Source organism: Microbacterium psychrotolerans, assembly GCF_031085295.1.
GTDB lineage: Bacteria > Actinomycetota > Actinomycetes > Actinomycetales > Microbacteriaceae > Microbacterium > Microbacterium psychrotolerans.
In genome coordinates this window covers 696400-720858 of record NZ_JAVFWO010000001.1, presented here as the reverse complement: position 1 = coordinate 720858, position 24459 = coordinate 696400, and the positions used below count along the sequence as shown (strand labels likewise).

The window sequence follows — 24459 nt, the reverse complement described above, 5'->3', positions numbered from 1 at the left end:
GATGGATCGAAGCTAGGCCCAGCGACGTTGCAGAACGTTGCGACCGGGTGCGGGGCGCTTCGTCTCGCTCGTTCCGCGCTCGCACAGCGACCGGGTCATGGCCGTTGTGCGTGCGAGAGCGAGACGGGCGGGGCGGGGCGGGGCCGGGCTACTCGGACGACGGCGCGCGTCGAGCGCGGTCCCGCTCGACGATCTCGAGGTAGTGCGGGTTCTCCATGATGCCGAGGATGTTGCCGAAGGGGTCGACCACGGCCGCGGTGCTGAAGCCGTGGCCTCGCTCGATCACAGGCTGATACTCGGTCGCCCCGAGCTCGAGCAGGCGGGCGAGGCTCGCGTGCACGTCGTCGACCGCCCACTGCATGACCGCGCCGGCCGGCCCGTCGGGCATCGGCGGACGGTACTGCGCGTCGATGATGCCGAGCTCGTGCTCGTAGTCGCCGACGCGGAACTCGATGTAGGCGGGAGTGACGAAGTAGGGCTCGATACCGAGCACCTCGGCGTACCAGCGGGAGGCTGCGTCGAGGTCGACGGCGTAGTAGCTGATGGTGGCGAATCCGCGGAGCATGGGCGGTTCCTCTCTGTCGTGACTCCAGCTTGCTGCCCAATGCGGACAGGAACGGTCCGTGATCAGAGACCGGCTTCGAGCTTCTCGATCCGCGCCACGAGCCCCGCGCGGCGCGGCGACCGCGCGGGCAGCAGGGAGAGACACAGCCTGAGCAGTTCGACGTCGTCGGCGGCGGCATCCGTCTCGGCGAAGACGAGGAGGACATCGAGGGACGCCTCGGCCATGAGCGCCTCGCGCAGCGCGACGCGGACGGTGTCGCGGAACTCCTCCACCCCGGGTGCGACGGAGTCCGGCAGCACGTCGCCCCGGTATGCGGCGAGCGCGACGCGGTGCGCGCCCCGGTCCAGCAGCGACAGCACCTGGTGCGCATCGGTCGCGACCTCGACGCCGAGACGATACGGTCGGGACTCCGGCACGAGAGCGGGAGCGGATGCCGCGAGCGCCTTGCGCAGGCGCACCATCTCGGCACGGAGCGTGACGGATGTCGCACCGGCCGCCGCTCGGCCGGCATCGGCGGGCGCGCCGTACACGAGCTCGCCCAGCCGCTCGGCCGACAGCCCTTGACGGTGGACGGCGAGCATGAGCAGCAACTCGGCGTGACGGGGTCCGAGCTCGGACACCGTCTCGACGCCCTCGCCGGCCACCTCGAGCAGTGCACGGTCGCGTCCGAGCACCCGGAGCGTCGCGCGGGTGGGCTCGGCGCGCCGTGTGGGCGTGCGGCGGCGGGTGGGGCCGTGCGCAGACGCCTGCCCCTCGGCGGCGCGGGCGCGGAGCCGCGCGACCAGCAGCTCTCCCTCGATCGCCCGGGCGGTGGCATCCACGAGCAGCTGCGCCTGCGGGGTCACCGCCTCGAGGCCGCCGGTCACGTCGATGACGCCGAGGATCCGGCGCGTCTCAGGGTCGTGCACCGGGGCGGCGCTGCACGACCACGGCTGGACGAGCCGGTTGAAGTGCTCGGCACCGGTGATCTGCACCGACCGGTCGAGCGCGAGCGCCGTGCCCGGGGCGGCGGTGCCGACGGCGTCCTCCGACCAGTTCGCGCCCTCGACGAAACCCATGTCGCCGGTCGATCGCCGCACGTTCCGGTCGCCCTCGACCCACAGCAGCCGCCCGGCGGCATCGCCGACCGCCACGACGACGCCGGACTCGGAGGCCTCTCCGGGCAGCAGCAGCCCGCGCACCATGTCGATGACCGCGGCGAGCGGGTGCGCGCGGCGGTACGCCTCAAGCTCTTCGGCGGTCAGGTCGAGGGGCGGCAGCCCCTCGGCGCCGACGAGGCTGTCGAGCGAGCGGCGCCAGGACTCGCGCACGAGCATCCGCACGTCGTTCAGCCGTTCGTCGGCGGCGTTGCCGGCGACCAGTTCTTCGTGCGCGCGCTCGATGAGCAGACGGGATGTCTCGGGCGACACCTCGCGGCGCTGCGACCAGGGTGATGACACGGCGGCTCCGATCGACGTCGGTGGAGCGTGCGTCCAGTGTAGGACGGCCGTCGGCCACCCCGGCGAGGCGTCGGAGCTCGGCGCTCCTAGGCGGTGGTGACCTCGGAGCGCAGCGGCATCAGCGCGCCCGCGACCTGGCCGGTCGTGGCGTCATCGACGCCCGCGTCGGCGAGCGCCGTCGCCGCGTGACCCATGACACGGTCGAAGTCGGCGTCGGTGATGCCGCGTCCGGCGTGGGCGGCGCGCATGTCGAGACCCTTGTGGCCGTTGGGGCCGCCCGCCGCGGCGGCGAGAAAGAGCGCCATGTGGCGCTTCTGGTCGACCATGCGGGTGCTCTCGTCGCGCGCCAGAGAGAGCGCGGACACCGACCACCTGCCGTTCGAGCTCTCGACGCCCGACGAGTTCCTGTGCGTCGTCGATGACCTCGCCGGCGCTGCTGTCCGGAACCTCGGCCTCGAGCTGGTTCGCCGTGGAGGCGCCGATGCGCGCAGCGCGGTCGGGCCTCTGACTCACGCGCTCTCCGCGGCAGGCTGCCCCGCCTTCGCCGGTCGGGTGCGCGCACGTCTGGGCGCCTCGGGGGCCTAGGCGAGCCGCGACGGCATCAGGACCGCGTCGACCACCAGTCGCGGAGGCGCCGCTCCGCCTCGTCCGGTCCGACGACGCCCTCGTCGAGACGCAGGTCGAGCAGGAACCGGTACGCCTCGCCGACCTCGCGACCCGGTGGGATGCCGAGCACCTCCTGGATGCGGTTGCCGTCGAGCTCGGGGCGGATCGAGGCGAGCTCCTCCTGGGCGGCGAGCTCGGTGATGCGCCGTTCGATGTCGTCGTAGGCGCGGGCGAGGCGCGTCGCCTTCTTGACGTTTCGGGTCGTCACGTCGGCCCGCGTGAGGATGTGCAGCCGCTCGAGCTCGGCATCCGCGTCCCGCACGTAGCGGCGCACGGCGGAGTCGGTCCAGGCGCCCTCGGAGTACCCGAAGAAGCGCAGGTGCAGCTCGATCAGCCGGCTGACCGTGGAGATGGTGGCGGAGTCGAAGCGCAGCTCCTGCAGCCGCTTGCGGGCTAGGCGCGCACCCTTGACGTCGTGGTGGTAGAAGGTCACCCCGCCGCCCGGCTCGAGCCGTCTCGTCGCCGGTTTGCCGATGTCGTGCAGCAGGGCGGCGAGCCGGAGCGGCACGTCGGGCGCGGCATCCGGGTTCCGCGTCTTCTCGAGGTCGATGGCCTGGCGCAGCACGGTCAGCGAGTGCTCGTACACGTCTTTGTGATGGTGGTGCTCGTCGACCTCGAGCTGCAGCGCGGGGATCTCGGGGAGGAACTCTGCCATCAGCCCGGTCTCGACGAGCAATCGGATGCCGCGCACCGGGTCGTCGGTGGTGAGGAGCTTGACCAGCTCGGCCTGGATCCGCTCGGGGCTCACGATCTCGAGCGTGCGACGCAGCTCCGCCATGGCCGCCTCGGTGGCGGGGTCGACGCCGAAGCCCAGCTGCGCGGCGAAGCGCGCGGCACGCAGCATGCGCAGGGGGTCGTCGCCGAAGCTGACCGCGGGGTCCGCCGGCGTGCGCAGGACGCCGCGCACCATGTCTTCGACGCCGCCCGTCGGGTCGACCAGGGTCTGCCCCGGGACCCGCAGCGCCATCGCGTTGACGGTGAAGTCGCGGCGCACCAGGTCACCCTCGATGGTGTCGCCGAACTCGACCGTCGGCTTGCGGGTGACGCCGTCGTAGCTGTCCGCCCGGTAGGTCGTGATCTCGACCTGCTCGCCGCGCACCCGGGCGCCGATGGTGCCGAACGCGCGCCCGATGTCCCACTGGGCCGTCGAGACGGGCTTCACGATCTTCAGGATGTCGTCGGGGCGGGCATCCGTAGTGAAGTCGAGGTCGTTCGTGCGTCGGCCGAGGAGCGCGTCGCGCACCGGACCGCCCACGATCGCGAGGTCGAAGCCGGCGTCAGCGAAGGCGCGCGCGAGCGTGGCGACGACGGGGGACTCGGCGAGCGCGCCGAGGCGCGCCACGCCCTCGGCCATGTTGAGCATGGGTTCCAGCCTACCGAGCGGCCGAGGTCACTCCGCGAGCCGCAGGAACCCGGTGAAGGCGAGCTCGCGGACGCGGGGAAGGAGATCGGCGCGCAGGGCTGCGGCGTCGACCTCGAGCAGGTCGGCGATCGCATCGACGAGCACTCCGACCGGCAGGTCGCCGTCGGACGCGCCGACCAGCGCCGCGAGGCCCGGGTCCACGCCCAGGGCACGGCCGAAGCCACCGCCCTGCCGCAGCTCGATGACCGTGGGGTCCTCGGCGCCCGGCAGGTGATGCCGCGCCTCCGTGACGTCCGGTGCCACGACGAAGACGGATGCCGCGAGCCCGGCGTCGTCGACCCCTGCCAAGCGGTCGTGGGTGTCGAGGGCGGCGGCCAGGTGAGCGCCGAGGCCTTCACCGGCGAGCGCCGTATGCAGCGCCTCGTAACGCGACAGCGTGGGCGCGCCCTCGGCCGGACGCCTCAGCAGCAGGTAGCCGAAGCCGACCTCGGTGACTCCGCGGGCGGCGAAGTCGTCGAGCCACGCGTCGACGAGCCGCGCGAAACCCGGCGTCCCGGCGAGGGTGCCGCCGTCGCGCACCCACAGCTCGGCATACGACAGCGGGTCCAGGCTCTCGCGCTCGACCACCCAGGCATCCAGCGGCACCGACGACGACGCGACCCAGCCCTGCACGCGCTCGAGGCCGGGCACGCCGTCGCGGGTCTCCCAGTTGCCGAGCAGCTGCGCCACTCCGCCCGGCGCGAGATGCGCGCCCACGCCCCTGACGAACGCGGCCACCACGTCGTCACCGACCATGCCGCCGTCGCGGTACTCGTAGGCCGGTACATCGGCGACGCGCGGTGTGATGACGAACGGCGGATTCGACACGATCCGGTCGAACTGCTCGCCCGCGACCGGGTCGAAGAGGCTCCCGAGCCGCACCTCGATGCCGTCGATGCCGTTGAGGAGGGCGTTCAGCCGTGTGAATCCGAGGGCGCGCGCCGAGATGTCGGTCGCGACGACGTTCGCCGTGTGCGCGCGGGCGCGCAGCGCCTGGATCCCGCATCCTGCACCGATGTCGAGTCCGCGCCGGGCGGGCGTCGGCAGCTGCAGGCCGGCGAGCGTCAGCGACGCGCCGCCGACTCCCAGCACGTGGTCCTCGGGAAGCGGTCCGCCGAGCGCGGCCTCATCGAGGTCGCTGGCGATCCACCACTGTCCGGATCCGGAGGCGTCGGCGTACGACTGCGGCCGCACCACTGCGAGCGGGCGCACCCGGCCGTCGTCGACCGTTGCCAGGCCCAGTCGCGCGAGTCCCTCCGCGCCGGCGCGCAGCAGCGCCCGGTCGACGGATGCCGCGTCCTGCGGCATCCCGAGCACCAGCAGTCTGCCCAGCACGGCGAGGGCGTCGTCGCGGTCGCCGAGGCCGCGCGACGCCGGGGACCGCAGCCCGCGTGCGATGGCGTCGTCCGCTGCGGCGCCCCACGAGTCGCGGAGGGCCTCGGCGGTGAATCCGGCGTCGCGCAGATCGCCGGCGAGGTCACGACAGAGGCGGGTATCCGGTTCGGGGAGCACGAGTCCATTCAACCGCGCTGATCCGCCCGCGAGGAGCAGACGCGGGCGTCGGCGCCCTCACGGCTCGGCGTCGGGCGGGCTCGGAGGCGCTCACCGTAGAATCGCAGTCGATCGTGCGGTCAGGCCATCGCACAGGAGCGAACCCCGACAGGATGATCGTGACCCCACCGCGAGCCCTGCAGCGTCCCGCGCGCCGCGCCCCGCGTTTCGTGACCGCCGCCGTTGCGGCGGCGGCGGTGGTCGCCGGGCTGCTGCTCCCCGCTGCCGCGATGGCGGCGAACCCCGAACCGTCTCCGAGCCCCACGGCCAGCATCCCGGTGGGCACCACGGTGTTCACGCTGTCGCCGCAGGCCGACGGCATCGTGCGCCCCGGCGATGCGCTGAGTGTCTCGATCTCGCTTCAGAACGGGACGGATGCCCCGGTCACGCCGTCGACGGTGACCCTGTCGCTCGGCAGGACGCCGCTCGCCGACCGCCACGCACTGGACGCCTGGCTCGACGGCACCGCCTCGACCGTAGCCGTCGAGCCGATCGCCTCGGACGCCCTCAGTGCCGTCGCGCCCGGCGCGTCCCAGGTGCGGGGCATGACCGTGGCGGCCGACGACCCCGCCCTCAGCGGCCTCGCGCCAGGCGTCTATCCGCTCGCCGCCTCGTACGAGGGCGCCTCCGGCACGGTGAGCTCGACCAGCGCGATGATCGTCCCGGCCGACGATGCCACCGACGTCGGCATCGGGGTGATCGTGCCGATCAGCGCCGGCGCGCTGAATGAAGGACTCCTCACCGCCGAGCAGCTGGCCGAGCTCACGGCGCCCGACGGCGACCTGACCAATCAGCTGGACGCCGTCACCGGCACGTCGGCCATCCTCGCGGTGGACCCGGCGGTGCCCGCCGCGATCCGCGTGCTCGGCACGTCGGCGCCCGAATCCGCACTCGAGTGGCTCAGCCGGCTCGAGAGCATCCAGAACTCCCGTTTCGCGCTGCAGTTCGGCGACGCCGATGTCACCGCCCAGCTGCAGGCCGGCCTGCCGCAGCCGCTCGCCCCGACGTCGTTGACCGCGTACATGTCGCCGTCGAACTTCGCCACGCCCACCCCGACGTCCACGGCCACGCCGACCCCGACTCCGTCTGACACCCCGACCCCCGCGCCGACGCCGACGCCGGGAGACGCGCTGCCCAGCACCGACGCGCTCCTCGCCGTCGGACCGGCCACCCGCCCGGGCGTCTACTGGCCGGCCGACGGTACGGCCGACGCCGACATCGTGACGCGGCTCGGCGAGCTCGGCAGCGACGGCGCCCCCGCCGCGACGGTGATCCCCTCGGCGACGACGGTGGCCGGGGCCGACGGCCGCACCGTCTCGGCACACGGACACGTGGGCGACGCCGAGGTGCTCGTCTACGACAGCGACGTCTCGTCGGCCCTCGACGCGGCCTCGCAGAGCGACGTGCCATGGCTCCGCGGAGCGCCGCTGACGACCGCCACCGCCTACCTCGCCTTCGCTGCTGCCGAGGCCGACGGCCCTCTCCTCGTGACGGTCGGGCGCGGCGACGGACGCTCGCGCGTGGATCTCGGCGCCGCGATCTCGACCGCCCTGTCGGCTCCCAACCTCACTGCCCGCACGATCGCCACGATCGCCGCCAGCGAGGCCCGCGAGGTCGAGCTGGTGGGCACCGATGCCTCCGCCGAACGGGCGGCCGCGGCATCCGCTCTCATCGGCGACGAGAGCGAGATCGCCCGGTTCGCGACGATCCTCGATCAGCCGTCGCTGCTCACGGGACCCGAGCGCGCCGACATCCTGCAGCTGCTCGGCGTCGCCTGGATCGGCGACGACACGTGGCCGACCGCGCTCGCCGACCACCGCACCGAGACCGCCGGCACGCTCACATCCGTCGCGCTGCTGCCGACGAGTCCGAGCGACCTCTACGGCTCGAGCGCTGCGCTGCGGTTCTGGGTGCGCAACGATCTGCCGTACCCGGTCAACCTGGTGCTCTACACCACACGCGACAACCTCCGCCTGGACGTGCAGAGCGAGACCCCTGTCGTCGCGACACCTCAGAGCAACACGCGGGTCGAGGTGCCCGTGCAGGCGCGGGTCGGGCGCGGCGACGTGACCCTGACCCTCCAGCTGCGCAGCCCCGCCTTCGTGGCGATCGGCCAGCCGGAATCGGTAGACGTGAACGTCTACGCCGACTGGGAGGCCGCCGGCATCGCCGCGCTCGCCGTGCTCGTCGGCGCCCTTCTGCTGATCGGCATCGCACGTACCGTCCTGCGCATGCGCCGTCGGCGGCGGGGAACGGATGCCGCAGGCGCGGCCCCGCGCGCGGGTGGTGCAGTCGGCGAGGGCGGGCCCGATGACGAGGCCACGGTGGACGACGCCCGCGGCGATCGCGAGGCGGCCGTTGACGGCGAGGTTGCCGGCGACGACGACGCTCGGGTGGACGGCGAGGCTCGGGTGGACGGCGAGGCTGCCGCCGACCCCGCATCGAGCGACGGGCCGCGGCGATGAGCGGCATCGGGCGCGCGAGCGTCCTCATCGGCGCCGGCACGATCGTGTCGCGCCTCACCGGGTTCCTGCGCGCTGTGGTGCTGGTCGCGGCAGTGGGCTCGGTGAACAGCCGTGCCGGCGACGCCTTCGGTACGGCCAACCAGCTGCCGAACAACATCTACGCGATCATCTCCACGGGTCTTCTGACCGCGGTTGTGGTGCCGCAGATCGTCAAGGCGGGCGCTCATCCCGATGGCGGTCGGGCGTTCATCTCCAAGCTGTTCACGCTCGGCACGGTCGTCCTCGTCGTCACCACAGCGCTCGCGACCATCGCCGCGCCCTGGCTGGTGCAGCTCTACGCTCCCGACTACACGGCCGAGCAGCTCGCGCTCACGACCGCATTCGCCTACTGGTGCCTGCCGCAGATCCTGTTCTACGGGCTGTACGCGCTCGTCGGCGAGGCCCTCAACGCACGTCGCGTCTACGGGCCGTTCACCTGGGCGCCGATCGTCAACAACGCGGTGTCGATCGCCGGATTCCTCGTCTTCATCGCGCTCTTCGGCGGACCCATCACCTCCCCCTCCGCGTGGACGCCATCGATGGTCGCCCTTCTCGCGGGGACCGCGACGCTGGGAATCGTGGTGCAGGCCGTGATCCTGCTCTTCTTCTGGCGGCGCACCAGGCTGCACCTCCGGCCCGACTTCCGGTGGCGCGGCGTGGGACTCAACCACCTCGGGCGGCTCGCCGGCTGGACCTTCCTCATGGTCCTCGCCGGTCAACTCGCCGGGCTCGTCCAGTCGCGTGTCCTCTCCGGCGCCTCCGGTGACGGGCCGGCGGCGATCGCGTCGCAGAACGCCTGGCTGCTGTTCATGCTGCCGTACTCGATCATCGTGCTGTCCATCGGCACCCCCTACTTCACACAGCTCAGCGAGCACGCGTCGGCTGGCCGCGACGCCGATGTCCGCGCCGACGTCGGTCGCAGCATCCGTACCCTCGGCGTGTTCATCGTCATCGCGACGTTCGCGCTCGCGGCGGCGGCGGTACCCGCCTCCCGCATCTTCACCAATTCGGCGGATGAAGCGGTCGCCGCGGCGTGGGTGCTTCTCGCGTTCCTCGTCGGCCTCATCCCGCTGGCCGTGCTCTTCGTGATCCAGCGCACCTTCTATGCGTACAACGACACCCGCACACCGTTCTTCTTCACCGTGCTGCAGTGCGCGATCGTGGTTGCGACGGCTCTCGTGGCGCAGGCCACGCTCTCCTTGGACTTCCTCGCGGCCGGCGTGGCGCTCGGGCAGTCGTTCGCGAGCGTCGTGCAGGTGATCCTGGCAACGTGGCTGCTGGAGCGACGCCTGGGCGACCTCGCGGTCGGATCATGGCTGTTGTCGCTCGCTCGCTTCGTCCTCGCGGCGATCCCGGCCGCTGCCGTCGGATGGCTGGTGTTCCTGTGGTTCGGCGGCGCTGACGGGTGGACGGCGTCGAGCCCGTTGCTCGGCGCTGTAGGCGCAGCGATCATCGGGCTCGTGTCGATCGCTGTCTACGTCGGCTTGCTGGCCCTGCTGCGTGCACCCGAGCTCTCCGTCGCCACCGGCCTCGTCCGGCGCTTCCTGCCCGGCAGGCGCTGACCTCTCGCGGCTCACGTCGAACGGGCGGGAGCCGACGCCCGTCCGGGCCGCTCGGCGCGCCCGCACGCGGGCGTGGTGCGGAATGCCGCGCGGTTACCATGTGTTGAGGCATCCGAGGCCATCGCGTCCGTCGCGGAACGCTTCGAAGGCTTCACGAGGAAAGGTGCGCACGTGCGTCAGGTCATCATCATCGGCTCCGGTCCCGCGGGTTATACGGCGGCGATCTATGCCGCCCGCGCGAACCTGAACCCGCTCGTCGTGGCCAGTTCGGTCGAGGCCGGCGGTGAGCTGATGAACACCACCGAGGTCGAGAACTTCCCCGGGTTCCCCGAGGCGATCATGGGCCCGGACCTCATGGCGAAGATGCAGGAGCAGGCCGAGCGGTTCGGTGCCGAGGTTCTCTACGACGACGTCGTGGGGCTCGATATCGACGGCCCTGTCAAGAAGGTCACGCTCGGCAGCGGCGCGAGCCACGAGGCCGACGCGATCGTGTTCGCGACCGGTTCCGCTCCGCGCAAGATCGGCATCGAGGGCGAGTCCCGGCTGTCCGGTCGCGGTGTCTCGTACTGCGCGACCTGCGACGGGTTCTTCTTCCGTGAGCGCGTTATCGCGGTCGTCGGCGGCGGGGACTCGGCGATGGAGGAGGCGACGTTCCTCACCAAGTTCGCGTCGAAGGTGTACGTCATCCACCGTCGTGACGAGCTGCGCGCTTCGAAGATCATGCAGGAGCGGGCGTTCAAGAACGAGAAGATCGAGTTCGTCTGGAACAGCGAGGTCGTCGACATCATCGGCGAGGACGCCGTCACCGGCATCGTCCTGAAGGACACCGTCGACGGCTCGACGCGCGAGCTTCCGCTGGACGGCGTGTTCGTCGCCATCGGCTACGACCCGCGCACGCACCTGGTGCATCACAAGCTCGACCTCACGCCCGAGGGCACCGTGTGGGTGGACGGCCGCTCATCGCGCACCTCGGTGCCGGGTGTGTTCGCCGCCGGCGACGTCATCGACCCCACCTACCGCCAGGCGGTGACGGCCGCAGGCAGCGGCACGGTCGCCGCGCTGGACCTCGAGCACTACCTGGCCGCGCTCGGCGAGGCGGGCGACCCGGACGTCTCGGGCGACCAGATCGCCGGCTTGCCCGAGGTGAGCGCGGTCTGACCTTCCGCGGCGTCGCGACACGCCCGGGAACAATCCCCCTGCCGGTGCTGTTGACACAACCGACAGACTTCCATCGAAGGAGAAACACAGATGACCGCCAAGGCGACGACCTCCGCCACGTTCGAGCAGGACGTGCTCCAGGCCGAGGGTCCGGTGCTCGTGGACTTCTGGGCGGAGTGGTGCGGCCCGTGTCGCATGGTCTCGCCCGTCCTCGACCAGATCCAGTCGGAGCACCCCGACAAGATCACCATCCTCAAGCTCAACGTGGATGAGAACCCCGATCTCGCGATGAAGTACCAGATCACGTCGATCCCCGCGATGAAGGTGTTCAACAAGGGCGCAGTGGAGACCACGATCATCGGCGCCAAGCCGAAGTTCGCGCTCGAGAAGGACCTCGCCGCCTACATCGGCTGAGTCCGTACCCCGCTTTCATGGAACCCCGCCGGCCTTGCCGGCGGGGTTTCATGCGTTCACCTGGCTTTTCGCCTGTATGCCCATCAGGGCATCGACGACGCCCCGCATTTTCTTGTCGCTCGATGTCGATCTGCACGAGGCTTGTTCGACGCACAGAGTGAAGGGGCCACTCGGGCCCCGACGCGGGCCCAGCCCCGACGGAAGGGAAACCTCATGCGTTACATGCTCATCATGCAGGTCGGTGCCGAGGCGGCAGCGGCCTTCGACCCCGAGACCTACGACATGGCGGAGGCGTACGCCGCCATGGGCGCCTACAACGAAGAGCTTCAGAAGGCCGGCGTCTTCCTCAGTGCCGAGGGCCTTTCGGACGCCGCAGAGGGGTTCCGCGTGGACTTCGATTCCGTGCCGCCTGCCGTGACCGACGGACCCTTCGCCGAGGCGCGGGAGGTCTTCACCGGCTTCTGGATCATCGAGGTGTCCTCCCGCGAAGAGGCCGAGCACTGGGCGCGGAAGTGCCCTCTGGGTCCGGGAACGGCGCTCGAAGTGCGGCGTGTGAACGAGATCAGCGACTTCGACCAGAGCGACGAATGGGTGGCCAAGGAGCAGGAGTGGCGCGCTGCCAACTCGTGATCTGGAGCCTCAGCTCGCCTCCGCGCGCACCGTCGGGTCCCACCGGCGGTGCGTGTTGGCGTCGCCCAGCAGCGACCACACCGCCTTCGTCAGCGGCGGGTACTCGAGCGCGATCTGCCGCAGCACCCGATAGTGACGGCTGGCGTTCGGACGCGATCCCCCGTCGGCGGCGATGTTCTCCGCACGCAGCAGGTACACGACGAGCTCGTCGACGGTCGGAAGCTCGTCCATGAACTCCCACGGGTCTTCGCCGGCTCGCAGCCGCTCGTGCACCAGCACCGAGAGCTCGTCTGCGGCCTCCGCGCGCAGCAGCTCCAGGCTCGCTCGCCGTCGCAGGGTGTGCTCCTCGTTCGCCACCAATCCAGGGTACGTTGCGATTCCGACACCGTGGGTCGCCCCGCCTACGCTGAGAGCATGACCTCCGACGACGGCCATTCTCGGCGGGCCGTCGAGGCGGTGTGGCGTGACGAGTCCGCACGCATCGTCTCGGCGCTGACCCGCCACACGGGGGATTTCTCGTGGGCGGAGGATCTTGCCCAGGAGGCGCTCGTCGAAGCTCTCGCGAGCTGGCCGGTAGGCGGCATCCCTGACAATCCCGGTGCCTGGCTGATGTCAGTGGCCAAGCGGCGTGCGATCGATGGATGGCGCCGGCGCGAGCGGCTGACGCAGCGCGAACCTCTCTTCGTGACGGAGGCGCTGCACGCGGAGTCGGTCGACACCGTGCCCGACCACGCCGACCCCGACCGGATCGAGGACGATGTGCTTCGACTGGTGTTCGTCGCCTGCCACCCCGTCCTTCCGCCGCAGGCCCGTCTCGCTCTGACCCTGCGCACAGTGGCCGGCCTCACCACCGAGCAGATCGCGCGTGCCCTTCTCATGACGGTGCCGACGGTGCAGCAGCGGATCGTCCGCGCGAAACGCTCGCTCGCGGACGAGGGGGTGCCGTTCGAGGTCCCTGACCGGACGGAGCGACCGGCCCGCCTCGCGAGCGTGCTCCAGGTGATCTACCTGCTCTTCACCGAGGGGTACTCGTCGACGGAGGGGGAGGGGCTGCTGCGCCCCGATGTGGCGCGCGAAGCGGTGCGGCTCGGCCGTCAGCTCGCTGCGCTGATGCCCCGCGAGCCCGAGATCTGGTCGCTCATCGCCCTGATGGAGTTCCAGTCGTCTCGGTTCCGCGCGCGCATGGACGCCGACGGTCTGCCCCTCACCCTGGAGCAGCAGGACCGTCGCCGCTGGGATCGCTCCGCGATCGCGCGGGGCAACGAGGCGATGACACGAGCGGATGCCGCCGCCCGCGGTCTCGGCTACTACGGCCTGCAGGCGGCCATCGCCCAATGCCACGCAGTGGCGCCGACATTCGCCGAGACCGATTGGCGGCGCATCCTCCGGCTGTACGACGCGCTCGACGCCCTCGCCCCGTCGGCGGTGGTGCGGCTCAACCGTGCGGTCGCGCTGTCGATGGCGGAAGGCCCGGAGCAGGCACTCGCCGTTGTGGATGGGCTAGCGGGGGAGCTGGCCGGCTTCCGTCCGCTGCCCGCCGTCCGCGCCGAGCTGCTCGAGCGCCTCGGGAACACGGATGCCGCGGCCGCCGCATTCCTGGAAGCCGCTGCTCTGCCCGGCAACGACGCCGAGACGGCACTCCTCCGGCGTCGTGCCGCGCAAGCGGCGTCTTCCGCGCCGCGGCGCACACCGCCCCACGGCTGACTGCTGCGAGCCGACGGACAGCTCGAGGATCGCGACGCTGTCACGCACGACCTCGACGCCCCGCAGCGGGTGGCGATGTCAGCGGTGAGGCGACGCGCCGCCGTGGTGCTGGCGAGCCATGGGGCCGATAGGTGGGAGGGTCCCCGGCATCACGCCGGGCCGTAGCCGTTCTCGCCCAGCTCCCCCAGGATTCGATTCAGATCCTCGATGCTCGCGAAATCTATCGCGATCTGGCCTTTTCTGGCGGTGAGAGAGATCTTCACGCGGGTGTTGAGGCGATCGCCGAGCCTTTCGGCAACCTCGTCGAGATGCGCGCGGCGCGAACCCGCCTGGGGTTTCGGCGCGCGGGTGGGCGAGGCATCCGGGAGCTTTGCCGCAGCCTCCGCGGCACGCACCGACAGATCCTCGTTGACGATCTTGTCGGCGAGGCGCTGCATCGCGGTGGCGTCCTCGAGCGAGAGGATCGCGCGGGCGTGGCCGGCCGTCAGCACACCGGCGGCGACGCGCTGCTGCACCGGCACCGGCAGCTTCAGCAGCCGGATCGTGTTGCTGATCTGCGGGCGCGAGCGGCCGATGCGCGTCGCGAGCTCTTCCTGGGTGATGCCGAAGTCCTCGAGCAGCTGCTGGTACGCCGATGCCTCTTCCAGCGGGTTGAGCTCTGAGCGGTGGAGGTTCTCGAGGAGAGCGTCGCGGAGGAGGTGCTCATCGGCGGTGTCGCGCACGACGGCCGGGATCGAGGTGAGTCCGGCCTCTCGTGCGGCGCGAGTGCGGCGCTCGCCCATGATGAGCTCGTACTCGCCCTTGTCGTTGCTGCGGACGACGACCGGCTGCAGCACACCGAATTCGCGCACACTGTGCACGAGTTCCGCGAAGTGCTCGTGGTCGAAGTTCGTGCGCGGCTGACGCGGGTTGGGGACGATGTCGTGGGGGTTGATATGCGCGAGCCGCGCACCGGGGACCTCGACGAGGGTCTCCTCGGTGTCTGCCGAGACCGATTCGACGGCTGGGGCCTCGTCGACAGCGACAGCACGGGGAAAGAAGACATCGGCGGGGCGGTCGTCAGCCTGCTCGTTGGTCGGGATCAATGCGCCGATTCCGCGGCCGAGCCCTGTGCGCTTCGCAGCCATCAGACGCCCCTTTCATTCGAGGCGCTGTCGCGCCGGATCATCTCGACAGCCGCCTCGCGGTAAGCGATGGCGCCGGCCGACTGTCCATCGTAGGCGAGCACCGACTGGCCGAAGCTCGGCGCCTCAGAGACCCGGACAGACCGTGGAACGACGGTGTCGAGCACCTCCTTGGGGAAGTGCTCGCGCACCTCGTCGGCGACCTGCTGTGCAAGGCGCGTGCGACCGTCGTACATCGTCAGCATGATCGTCGACAGCTGCAGCCGCGGGTTGAGGTGCTTCTGGATCATGCGCACGGTGCCGAGCAGCTGGCTCAGCCCTTCGAGCGCGTAGTACTCGCACTGGATCGGGATCAGCAGCTCGGTGGCCGCGGTGAAGGCGTTGATCGTGAGCAGACCCAGCGACGGCGGGCAGTCGATCAGGATGAAGTCCAGCTGGCCCTCGTGCTTCTCGAGGTAGTCGTCCACGGCGACGCGCAGCCGGTGCTCGCGCGCGACCTGCGACACCAGCTCGATCTCGGCGCCGGCGAGGTGAATCGTGCTCGGCGCGCACAGCAGGTTGGGGGATTCCGGGCTGACCTGGATGATGTCGGCGAGGGGGAATTCGTCGATGAGTACGTCGTAGACGCTCGGGATGTCGGCGGTGTGCGGCACGCCCAGCGCGGTCGACGCGTTGCCCTGCGGATCCAGATCGATCACGAGAACGCGGGCGCCGCGCTCGGCGAGGGCCGCCGCCAGGTTGACCGTCGTGGTGGTCTTCCCGACGCCGCCCTTCTGATTCGAGACCGTGAGCACCCGCGTGCGGCCGGTCAGCTGAACCTCTGCCTCTTCGAGCGCCTTGCGGCGCGCCGTCAGGTCTGCGAGTTCGCGGGCGATCGGCGAGTCGTCGTCCTCGTCGTGTCCGATGGTGACGCCGTCGTGCTGCGCGATGGGGGAGTCCTCTTCCTGCGTGGCCGGGGTGCCCTCGTCCGAGACGAGGGCGGGAGCGACGTCGGGTGATGCGTCGGGTGCCGGTCCAGCGTAATCGTCGGCCGCGACATCGGCGTGGGCGTCCGTCATGTCCGCCTGCACCTCGTCCGGCGCGACGTCCTCGCCCGCCACGACGTCCTCGCCCGCCACGACGTCCTCGCCCGCCACGACGTCCTCGCCCGGCGTAACGTCCTCGCCCGGCGTAAGCTCCTCGCTGGGCACGAGGGTCTCGCTGGGCACGAGGTTCTCGCTGGGCACGAGGGTCTCGCTGGGCACGAGGTTCTCGCTGGGCACGAGGTTCTCGCTGGGCACGAGGTTCTCGCTGGGCACGAGGGTCTCGCTGGGCACGAGGTTCTCGGTCGCGGGAACATCAACATCGGCGAGGTCCGAATCGATAGACGTGAACGAGTCCTCTTCGAGGATGTTCTCAGCGGACACGCCGGCGACTCCGGGGGCCAGGTCGTTCATCTGCGGCTCGGCTGCGGACTCGACATCGGAGTCCCTAGGCAGGACCCCCGCATCGGCGGACTCTGCTGCGCCGGATGCTTCTCGTGGAGCTTCGACGTTGTCGTCCGCGGAGGCTGACGGAGACTCTGTCGCCAGGGCGGTGAGCGGGCGATTGGACGAGAAGGATGCCTGAGCCTCGGTCTCGTCGGGTTGTTTCACGTGAAACTCTCCCCTTTGCGCAGGCCGCTCAACATCGCCTTCCACCTTATCCCGCCTTCCCCCCATCCCCAGCCGTCGGAGCCAGTTACTCATGCGTTCCTTACCGTTGCGAGCGGGACTGCCATCGCCTCTAGTCAACATCGCCTGACCCCACCTGCGGTGCTAACCCGCCGCTTCCTGGGAAGCCCAGGTACTCGATCGTGACGGAACCAGCGCGGTCGCCGCGTGGGTGCGGGACCGGAGCCCGCCCACGCCTGAAACGTTGCTCCTCCTGTTGCCTTGAAGCCTTTCAGAATGCGGCTTGCTGAGGTGGTGCGGGCTCATCTGCATGCCGACCGGAACATGCGGCGGCTCGGTGGGCAAGCCTGTTCGTCAATTCATGGGGGTGGCGGCGAGAGCGCCGATCAGCACTCGTCCTTTGCGGCAGGTGCCATACGCATGTTCTCCCACGAGCATCATCACCCCCGCTTCCCTGTCGACCCATCGGGACCTCGCCTTTCGTGCGCGGCGCACAGGCCGGCCGATCCGGCACCATCCGAAGAGGGTGGCCTGTCTACGTCGGCAACCACGGGCTCGAGCTCCATCGAGTCACGGAGTGCGTCGCGTCGCATGCCATCCGTTGCGCGGAGATGCTCTGTGTTTCACGTGAAACACGGTTCGGCCACCCAGCACCGAACCCGGTTGTGATCCGCTGCGACCGCAGTTGTCGTCTCCTGGTTTCGCATGGTGAGCTTTCGTCGTCGGTGCAGGTGTGGGTCGGGTCTGCCGGCTTCTGCGCCCCAGCTACTGATACAGACGTACGGCCTGCGACCGCGACGACGGACGCTTCCAAAGGAGACAGCGAACGACGCGCTGGTGCTTGCAGTGGCGGCGTAGGCGTGGGGCTGCCGAATCCCCGCGCCCCACCTACTGATACAGACGTACGGCCTGCACCCGCGACGACGGACCGTTTCCCGAGGAGACAGCGAACGACGCGCTGGTGCTTGCAGTGGCGGCGTAGGCGTGGGCTGCCGACTCCCTGCGCCCGAGCTACTAAGAGGTACGGCGTTGCAACCGCGACGACGGACCGCTTCCAAAGGAGGCGGCAAAGGACCCGCATGGCGGGCTTGCAGTGGCGGCGTAGGCGTGGGCCTGCCGAGCTCAGGCGCCTCCACTATGGAAAGGCGGTACGGCCGGCAACCTCGACGAGGGACCGGTTCCAAAGGAGACAGCGAAGGTTCGACGACATCGCAAGAACCAACCCGATCAGTAGCGGAGACGGTCGCGCCGTGTGGCCTCTGAGTCCCGCCGCCGGTCGCGCTAACGGATCGGCCGTTCACCCGCGGACCGCTGCGCACACGGGACTGCCATACGATGCGCCTCTGAACCGACGAGCAGCCGCGGCCTCATCGGCTGTCCGGCATATCCGGGGACTGGTTCGGAAGTCCAGCGGCAACGACCGGACCGACCCTCTGGGTAGACCCCTACATGCCCAGGCTGATGTTTCACGTGAAACACTGCCTCCACAGCGACGGTTCTCACCGCTACTCGCCGCCAATCACACCACGCCCACACCGCCAGCCGCCTGCCCATGCTCCGGGCGAGCGAGTAGGTGCGTCCGTGCAGAGCTCGGATTACCGCCGGAACCGCAGAGCCGGACGATTCTGCTCACCGAGACCTACTCGAGCTTCAACCCCGGACAGACTCACCGGTCGTCGAGTGGCCTTCGAGGGAGTGTTCCACGTGAAACACCCAAGCTGTGCTGCCATCCAGCAACCGGCCCGCCCGCGTTCGACCGTCGCTCACGTTGCAGCCTGGCCACGACCGCCAGCGAACCGTCGTTGGCTGGAACGACTGAATTCATGCCGCACAGGAGATTGCGGCGGACGCGCGGGCGGGCCAGTCATCGGACCGGATCGTCTTCCTAGGCCGCCGACAACGACGAGATTCTGTCGACTCGACCATGCTTCATCATGGAGCAGTTCCGCAACGACACCCGAGCTGGAATGTCCCAACTTGCACGGGCGCTGCACCATCGTCCACGCTCCGCCCGCACGCGGGGCCGTTAGTCCGTGCCGGAGGGCTGCTTTCATACGGTCAACCATGCGGCCGCCATCGTCGTGCGACCAGCCGACGGCTGCGCCATCACCCGAGTCGGGGCACGGCAAGCCCCTGACGTACGTCGTCGCCCGCGAGCGCCTCGCCACATCGCCCACGCAACCTCGTCGAGCCGTCGCCACCGTCGTGTCACCGGTCACCGGTTCACTCAGTCGTCCACGAACCACCGACCATCCCAAGGCCACGGCCCGTGCGTCAGCACGAACTCATCGGCATGGGCGCGTTTCACGTGAAACATCCGGCCGCCACCGCGCCCCGCAACCCGCCACCCCGCGGTCAGCCGAGTTGAAAGAGGGCAGGATGGCCAGCCACCATGCATTCACGAACGGGCGACAGCTGTATCTACGCTGCGAACGACAGTTGCGGCCGCGTACGGCCGCACCTGTGCGCGCGGTGGTGCCGTACAGCACACGATGGACCCTGCGGCACCCATCAATGCTCACAGAGCCAAGAAGTCCCCGTTCACAGCGGTCCATGATCGACATCCCCCTTTAGCAGCAAGGCGCTCCTGCAGGGGTCTCGCCAACGGCCGCGCGACCAGGCCAACCAGCGCCGCAAGGGCAGAGCTGCCGATTCACGCGAAGTACTTCGTCCGCCGCCGCGCGTCACGAAGTGTGCACCTCCGTGGCGCGAGCGATACCGAGCGCAGCGAAGCCGCCATCTGTTGTCAGATGAGGACGTCCGCCGCATGTTTCACGTGAAACATCCGAGAAGGACTCGCGCCGCAAGCAGTAACGATCTGTGGCACCGCGACATACGCCATTCCCGCCCTCGACCACTAACCAAACTCGCGGTACCTCCATGTGCGGCATCGATGGTCCACTCGACGTATTCGAGGGGTCGCGGTCGCCGACGGAGAACGTGCTGAGGAATCGCCGCGTCCGGGGCATGATCGGCCGCGGCGGCACAGAGCGACCAGCGTCAAGTAGGGGAGGGGCGGCGTTTCACGTGAAACATCCCACCCGACTATCTGTCGCCGGTAAGCAGCCGAGGTCGCGCCGGAACAGCAGGGGAGCATCCCGAAGAACACAACCGAACTGCAGATCGCCGACAGAATCCACCGGCGGCCCCGCGCTTCTTGTGATCCCCTCGAGCGTCCGCAGACGTCGGCGGGCGACCAGCACCGATTCCCGTCGACATTCAGGGGTGGAACGGACCGCGCCCACGGCCGCCGCCCCAGCGGCAAATCTCGGGGATGGGCGAGAGACATTTCCACGGGACGGTCCGAGCCGTTTCCGCTGTGACCACACGCTTCCACCAGGTCACTCCGGGTGTGCGCCGCTCCCCGCCACCATTCCACCGGGGACCAATAGCCAGCGCTGGCAGCGAGTCCCGTCTTGACGACAGTCATCCGAGCTGCGGCCTCCGCGCCACCCCTGCGGGACACGGGGCTCCGCGCCGACGGGCGAACGCCGCCCTGGGTTTGCACTGCGATTCCTGGGCAGTCATGGCGAGCACCCGACCTCCAAGCAATCGAATCCACGCTGAACGAGTGTCGTGCAGCGGAACACGTATGCTTCGAACCCGGGTCGTCGCCGCGCCTCACTGTCCGCCGAATCGTAGTGGGATACAGGTCACACAGACGGAGGCCCCACCTGACGCCCCGTCGCAGCGTCGGCGCCTCGGGTGGCTGGGAACGGGATCAGCACGTGAAGCTGTGGTGCCGCGCCCGCAAACCGAGCCTGCACCGGACCGCTTGGTTCGTCCAGCGGGGTCCCCCACGAACGCCGCCCGCCAACAGCCGGCGCGCTCGGCAGGCCAACGGTTTGTGTTGCGCCACGCGTCCGAACCGCGGACCCCGCGCAGCACAATCGGCCGGCGCTTCGCACGCTCGCCCACAGTCGCCGCCGACCAGGATCGCAGAAGTCACCGTCCGTCAGCGCGACCTATTGCGCCGGATGTTTCACGTGAAACGACCGAGTCCGCCATGGAACGGCCGACCGGACCCCTCGCACGGAGAATGCCCGACCGAGCGAGCTTCGAGTCTTGGCCCCCACGCACGCAACCGGAGGCAGCTCCGCACAGTCCCTCACAGTCCTCAGCGAGCAAGACCCTGGACATCACGTGCCCCTCAGAACACTTCGGCGCGAGTGTTGTTTGACGTCCGACAGCCAAGCGCCATGACCTCGTCGACTCGATCACTTCCACCGGTGCACGGCACACACCGCCCGCATCCGCATTTTTCAGGGCCACGAAGCACAACCAGCGGCCGCTTCGCGCCGTCCCTGAGAGTCAGAAGCGAGCAAGACCCTGGACATCACGTGCCGATAAGGACATCCCGTCGCGAGGGAGGTTTCACCTGAAACAACCCCGCGCCATCAAGTCGTCGCCCGGACACTTGCACCAGCACACGGCAAACCGGTCACGCATCCGAATTCTGACCCCCACGCACGTACCCGGCGGCAGCTTCGCACCGCCCCGGAGAGTCCCAGCGAGACACACCGTGCACATCACGTGCGGCTAGGAATGAATCGGTGCGAGGGATGTTTCACGTGAAACAACTCAGCACAATGGACCCTTCGACCGGATCGCTCGCGCCGGCGAAGGCGGTCCGCGCCGCATCCGAATCGTGCGTTCAACGCAGTGCAACAGGCGGCAACTTCGCACGGGACGGCCTGGAGCGACGGACCATGACCGCGGATATGACCGAAAGTCGGCTCAGTTGCGAGAGAAGGCTACTTCGAGTGAAGACTTCCAGTGCGACTTGAATCCGCCGAGCGGATCGTGCACACCGGCCTAGGCAACCGACTCGCCGCATCCAAATGGTGGCTTGCCCCAGCCAGCGGACGTTATCCGCGAGACAGCGCGCTTTGGTTGCGAAGGACGTTTCACGTGAAACACCTAGAGCACCACGGATCCTCGACTTCCTCGCTTGCCCCGGAGCACGGGCCGCCGATGCGGTATCCGAAGCCCGGCCCACGCACTGAAACGGCAGGCAACTAAGCACGGTCCTCCCGAGTCACGACCGAGAACGCCGCTGACCTCACCCGCATGTCAGCGCCGGCTGGCGCGCGGGATGTTTCATATGAAACAACGCAGCACACCGGGAAACAGCGGACCGGACCGCGCGCTGGCCCGTGCCCCGGCACCCGTGGGATAGCCGGGTGTGCAACCTGTCGTGACACTGTGCTCCGCCGCGAATGCTCCACAAATCGCGTGTACTCCCGAGAAGCGCAACACCACCCTTCCACCGTTCTGACCCGCGAGGCCTCCCAGACCCGCGAGCCCGGTGCGCCATCGGACCTACGACGCTATGGCTGAGTCAAGAACCCGGCGCGCCTCTACTCGACAGGGCGTTGAGCCGTGGATCTGGCCGTCATGACGTCGAGTGGTCGCACCGCCCGACCGCTCCGTGACGGGTGTTTCACGTGAAACGCGGTCTACCGGCGCGGTGTCTCTTCGTTGTCGTAGAGATACTGCGGTCGTCGCCGATGACGCCGAATGGAGGCAGGCACGCGTCGGGGGAGCGGCGGGGTAACCGGACCGGCCACGCCACTTCAGCCATCCGTGAGCAGCGACGCTTTCGCCCCGCGACCGCCGGGAAGAGCGTGCCACGAAGCCGATGAGGGCGCGCGGGACTCCAGCCCACCGAACGCGGCGACAATCGCGTGCCCGCTACTCGACCGGCGAGGACCCGAGGATCAGCGGACGGTGGCTCGGATCACGCGGGACGGCTCAGGGAGGAGGTCCTCGCCCACGATCTCGACGCGGGCGTTCGTCACCTTGAAGCTGCGGAGCTGCTTCGCAGCAGCTTCGATCTCGTTCGTGGCGCTCGTTCCCTTGAGAAGGATGAGCTCTCCGCCGTCGCGCACCAGGGGAGCGGTGATCGGCACCAGGGTGCGCAGCGCACTCACAGCACGCGCGGTCACCGCATCCAGAACGGGTCCGCGCTTCCAGTCCTCAGCTCGCGCGCGAAGCACCTCGACGTTGTCGAGTTCGAGCGCCTCGACCTGCTCCGACAGCCACGCGACGCGACGCTCCATCGGCTCGATGAGGATCCACTCCACGTCGGGCCGGGCGATCGCGAGCACCAGGCCCGGAAGACCGGCGCCGGAACCCACGTCTCCGACGCGACCGGAGAACAGCGGCGCGATCACGGCGCTGTTGAGGATGTGCCGCGACCAGAGCCGCGGCGGCTCGAGGGGACCGATCAGCCCTCGCTCCTCGCCATGGGCGCCGAGCGCCTCGGCGAAGCGCCGGGCGACCTCGATGCGGTCGCCGAAGATCTCGGCGGCAGCCGCGGGTTCCTGCTCGATCTCGATCATCGACGGACCGCCCGATTCAACAGATGTTTCACGTGGAACGCGGGACTCAGCCGCGACGGATGACGGTGTGACGGTCGGCGCCGTCGCCATACGACTCCGACACGAAGCCGCGCTCAGCGACGATGTCGTGCACGACTTTGCGCTCGTAGCTGGACATCGCGGGGAGCGAAGCCTGCGAGGCGCCGTCGTCCAGGCGGGCGATCGCGCGGTCGACGAGTGCGGTCAACTCGTCGCGGCGCGCGTCGCGCGAACCGCCGACATCGAGGATCAGGCGGGAGAAGCGGCCAGTGCGGTTCTGCACCGCGATCCGGGTCAGCTCCTGCAGCGCCTGCACCGTGTCGGGTGCCGCGATCAGCGCGACGGACCCGCCTGCCGGCGCTTCCACCGACACGTAGGCGCGGCCGGCGCGGACGTCGAGGTCGAGGTCGCCGTCGATGTCGGCGATGTCGAGCAGGCCTTCGATGAAGTCGGCGGCGACGTCGCCTTCCTCTTCGAGCTGTGCGACGGTGGCGGGAACCCGCTCCTCGCGCGTGTCGACGGAAGCGTACTCAGGGGACGTGGTCATTGCGTGATCCTCGTGTGTGACGTCGGGTCAGGAACCGGAGCCGGAGCCGGCGGAACCACTGGAGTCTGTCTCCGCGGCAGGCCGCGCGCCGGGCTTCTGGCCGGGCTTCTGCCCCTGCTTCTTGGCGCGCTGCTTGCTGACGGGCTGCTGGCGCTTCGGCGTTGCGGCCTTCGCCCGCTCAGCCTCTTCGTACAGGCGCTGCTGCTCGGCGACGTACTTCTCCATCGGCACGACCTTGCCGGATGCATCGAGCGCCTTGCCCTTGCGCGCCAGACGCTCCTCGCGCGCCTTCGCCGCGTCCGAGCCCGGGGTCGGCATCTCGCGGATGACGAGGAACTGCTGGCCCATCGTCCAGAGGTTCGAGACGAACCAGTAGATGACGACGCCGAGGGGGAAGAAGACACCCGAGAAGATGAAGCCCAGCGGAAGGATGTAGAGCATGATGCGCTGCATCTGGTAGGCCTGGCCGGTCTTGGCCTCGGGGGAGAGGTTCTTCGAGATGATCTGCAGCTGCGTGAAGAACTGCGACGCGATCATGAGCACGACGAGGGTGATCAGGATGATGATCGCCGGGGTGTTCCCGGTCTGGAACGCCTGGATCAGGGTCTCGTGCAGCGACGCGACGCCGAACAGCTTCGCGTTGTAGAACTCCGCCGTGAGTTCCGCATTGAGCAGCCCGACGCCGCCGGTGCCGGCCGCGTAGTGCTTCGTGACATCGCTCAGCACGCTGTACAGCGCGAAGAAGACGGGCATCTGCACGAGGAGCGGCAGACAGCTCGACACCGGGGTCGTGCCGTGCTTCTTGTACAGGGCCATCGTCTCGCGGCTCATGGCCTCGCGCGAGAGCTGGTCCTTCTTGCCCTTGTACTTCTCCTGAACTTTCCGCAGTTCAGGGGCGATTTCCATCATCTTGCGCTGGCTCTTGATCTGGCGCACGAAGAGCGGGATGAGCGCCGATCGAACCACGATGACGAGGCCCACGATCGACAGCACCCAGGTGATGCCGTCGGCGGCCGGAAGGCCGATGGCCGTGAAGAACCAGTGCCAGAAGACGAGCACGGCCTCGACGGCCCACTTGAGCGGCCACAGGATGATCCCGAAGAGATCGAATCCTCCGTTCGGCGCTGCGGGTGGTGGCGAAGGCGTCGAGGCCAGGGCTGTCAAGAGATCCATCTGGAG

At 69.4% G+C, this 24459-nt stretch carries 18 protein-coding genes; 7 read left to right on the top strand and 11 right to left on the bottom strand.

Annotated features, from left to right (window positions below; genetic code table 11):
* Positions 1 to 148: 148 nt before the first annotated feature.
* The 3 genes from Q9R08_RS03090 to Q9R08_RS03080 form a co-directional block, all read right to left on the bottom strand.
* Positions 149 to 565 (bottom strand): VOC family protein, encoded by a 417-nt coding sequence (locus Q9R08_RS03090; protein ID WP_308866354.1) that lies wholly within the window; start codon positions 563 to 565, stop codon positions 149 to 151.
* A 62-nt stretch (positions 566 to 627) separates the two neighbouring features.
* Entirely contained in the window at positions 628 to 2004 is a 1377-nt protein-coding gene (locus Q9R08_RS03085; RefSeq protein WP_308866353.1) for a transcriptional regulator, read from the bottom strand.
* A gap of 86 nt (positions 2005 to 2090) precedes the next feature.
* A complete protein-coding gene (locus Q9R08_RS03080) occupies positions 2091 to 2309 on the bottom strand; it encodes a globin domain-containing protein (protein ID WP_308866352.1) in 219 nt (72 codons plus the stop codon).
* On the opposite strand from Q9R08_RS03080, the gene Q9R08_RS03075 reads away from it, so the two are divergent.
* Positions 2308 to 2589, top strand: coding sequence for a hypothetical protein (locus tag Q9R08_RS03075; RefSeq protein WP_308866351.1), 282 nt, complete (start codon positions 2308 to 2310; stop codon positions 2587 to 2589). The two genes, Q9R08_RS03080 and Q9R08_RS03075, sit on opposite strands and share 2 nt — an antisense overlap.
* A gap of 16 nt (positions 2590 to 2605) precedes the next feature.
* Here Q9R08_RS03075 and Q9R08_RS03070 read toward each other — a convergent pair whose 3' ends face one another.
* The gene (locus Q9R08_RS03070) at positions 2606 to 4033 is read right to left on the bottom strand and encodes a CCA tRNA nucleotidyltransferase (protein ID WP_308866350.1); all 1428 of its coding nucleotides are present in this window, start codon (positions 4031 to 4033) and stop codon (positions 2606 to 2608) included.
* 27 nt (positions 4034 to 4060) lie between these two features.
* The gene (locus Q9R08_RS03065; protein WP_308866349.1) at positions 4061 to 5584 is read right to left on the bottom strand and encodes a DUF7059 domain-containing protein; all 1524 of its coding nucleotides are present in this window, start codon (positions 5582 to 5584) and stop codon (positions 4061 to 4063) included.
* A 158-nt stretch (positions 5585 to 5742) separates the two neighbouring features.
* On the opposite strand from Q9R08_RS03065, the gene Q9R08_RS03060 reads away from it, so the two are divergent.
* From Q9R08_RS03060 to Q9R08_RS03040, 5 genes are all read left to right on the top strand, one after another.
* The gene (locus Q9R08_RS03060) at positions 5743 to 8088 is read left to right on the top strand and encodes a DUF6049 family protein (protein ID WP_308866348.1); all 2346 of its coding nucleotides are present in this window, start codon (positions 5743 to 5745) and stop codon (positions 8086 to 8088) included.
* Positions 8085 to 9689, top strand: coding sequence for a murein biosynthesis integral membrane protein MurJ (gene murJ, locus Q9R08_RS03055; protein ID WP_308866347.1), 1605 nt, complete (start codon positions 8085 to 8087; stop codon positions 9687 to 9689). The genes Q9R08_RS03060 and murJ overlap by 4 nt, the downstream gene beginning before the upstream one ends.
* 171 nt (positions 9690 to 9860) lie before the next feature.
* Positions 9861 to 10847: a thioredoxin-disulfide reductase gene (gene trxB / locus Q9R08_RS03050; protein WP_308866346.1), complete on the top strand. Its 987-nt coding sequence runs from the start codon at positions 9861 to 9863 to the stop codon at positions 10845 to 10847.
* Positions 10848 to 10937: 90 nt separating this feature from the next.
* Positions 10938 to 11261: a thioredoxin gene (gene trxA / locus Q9R08_RS03045; RefSeq protein ID WP_163616257.1), complete on the top strand. Its 324-nt coding sequence runs from the start codon at positions 10938 to 10940 to the stop codon at positions 11259 to 11261.
* A 213-nt stretch (positions 11262 to 11474) separates the two neighbouring features.
* Positions 11475 to 11891, top strand: a complete 417-nt coding sequence (locus Q9R08_RS03040) for a YciI family protein (protein ID WP_308866345.1) — start codon at positions 11475 to 11477, stop codon at positions 11889 to 11891.
* Positions 11892 to 11900: 9 nt separating this feature from the next.
* On the opposite strand, the gene Q9R08_RS03035 is transcribed toward Q9R08_RS03040, so the two are convergent.
* A complete protein-coding gene (locus Q9R08_RS03035; protein WP_404909914.1) occupies positions 11901 to 12248 on the bottom strand; it encodes a tryptophan synthase subunit alpha in 348 nt (115 codons plus the stop codon).
* A gap of 57 nt (positions 12249 to 12305) precedes the next feature.
* On the opposite strand from Q9R08_RS03035, the gene Q9R08_RS03030 reads away from it, so the two are divergent.
* Positions 12306 to 13595, top strand: coding sequence for an RNA polymerase sigma factor (locus Q9R08_RS03030; protein WP_308866343.1), 1290 nt, complete (start codon positions 12306 to 12308; stop codon positions 13593 to 13595).
* A gap of 149 nt (positions 13596 to 13744) precedes the next feature.
* On the opposite strand, the gene Q9R08_RS03025 is transcribed toward Q9R08_RS03030, so the two are convergent.
* The 5 genes from Q9R08_RS03025 to yidC form a co-directional block, all read right to left on the bottom strand.
* On the bottom strand, positions 13745 to 14722 hold the full coding sequence (locus tag Q9R08_RS03025; RefSeq protein WP_308866341.1) for a ParB/RepB/Spo0J family partition protein: 978 nt from the start codon (positions 14720 to 14722) through the stop codon (positions 13745 to 13747).
* Positions 14722 to 16353, bottom strand: a complete 1632-nt coding sequence (locus tag Q9R08_RS03020) for a ParA family protein (RefSeq protein ID WP_308866662.1) — start codon at positions 16351 to 16353, stop codon at positions 14722 to 14724. Before Q9R08_RS03020 ends, Q9R08_RS03025 begins: the two co-directional genes overlap by 1 nt.
* A gap of 5738 nt (positions 16354 to 22091) precedes the next feature.
* Positions 22092 to 22715: a 16S rRNA (guanine(527)-N(7))-methyltransferase RsmG gene (rsmG, locus tag Q9R08_RS03015; RefSeq protein WP_308866340.1), complete on the bottom strand. Its 624-nt coding sequence runs from the start codon at positions 22713 to 22715 to the stop codon at positions 22092 to 22094.
* A gap of 46 nt (positions 22716 to 22761) precedes the next feature.
* Positions 22762 to 23280 carry a Jag family protein gene (locus Q9R08_RS03010; RefSeq protein WP_308866339.1) on the bottom strand — a complete coding sequence of 173 codons (519 nt, stop codon included), beginning with the start codon at positions 23278 to 23280 and terminating at the stop codon, positions 22762 to 22764.
* Positions 23281 to 23307: 27 nt separating this feature from the next.
* Positions 23308 to 24453, bottom strand: coding sequence for a membrane protein insertase YidC (yidC, locus tag Q9R08_RS03005; protein ID WP_308866338.1), 1146 nt, complete (start codon positions 24451 to 24453; stop codon positions 23308 to 23310).
* Positions 24454 to 24459 lie beyond the last annotated feature (6 nt).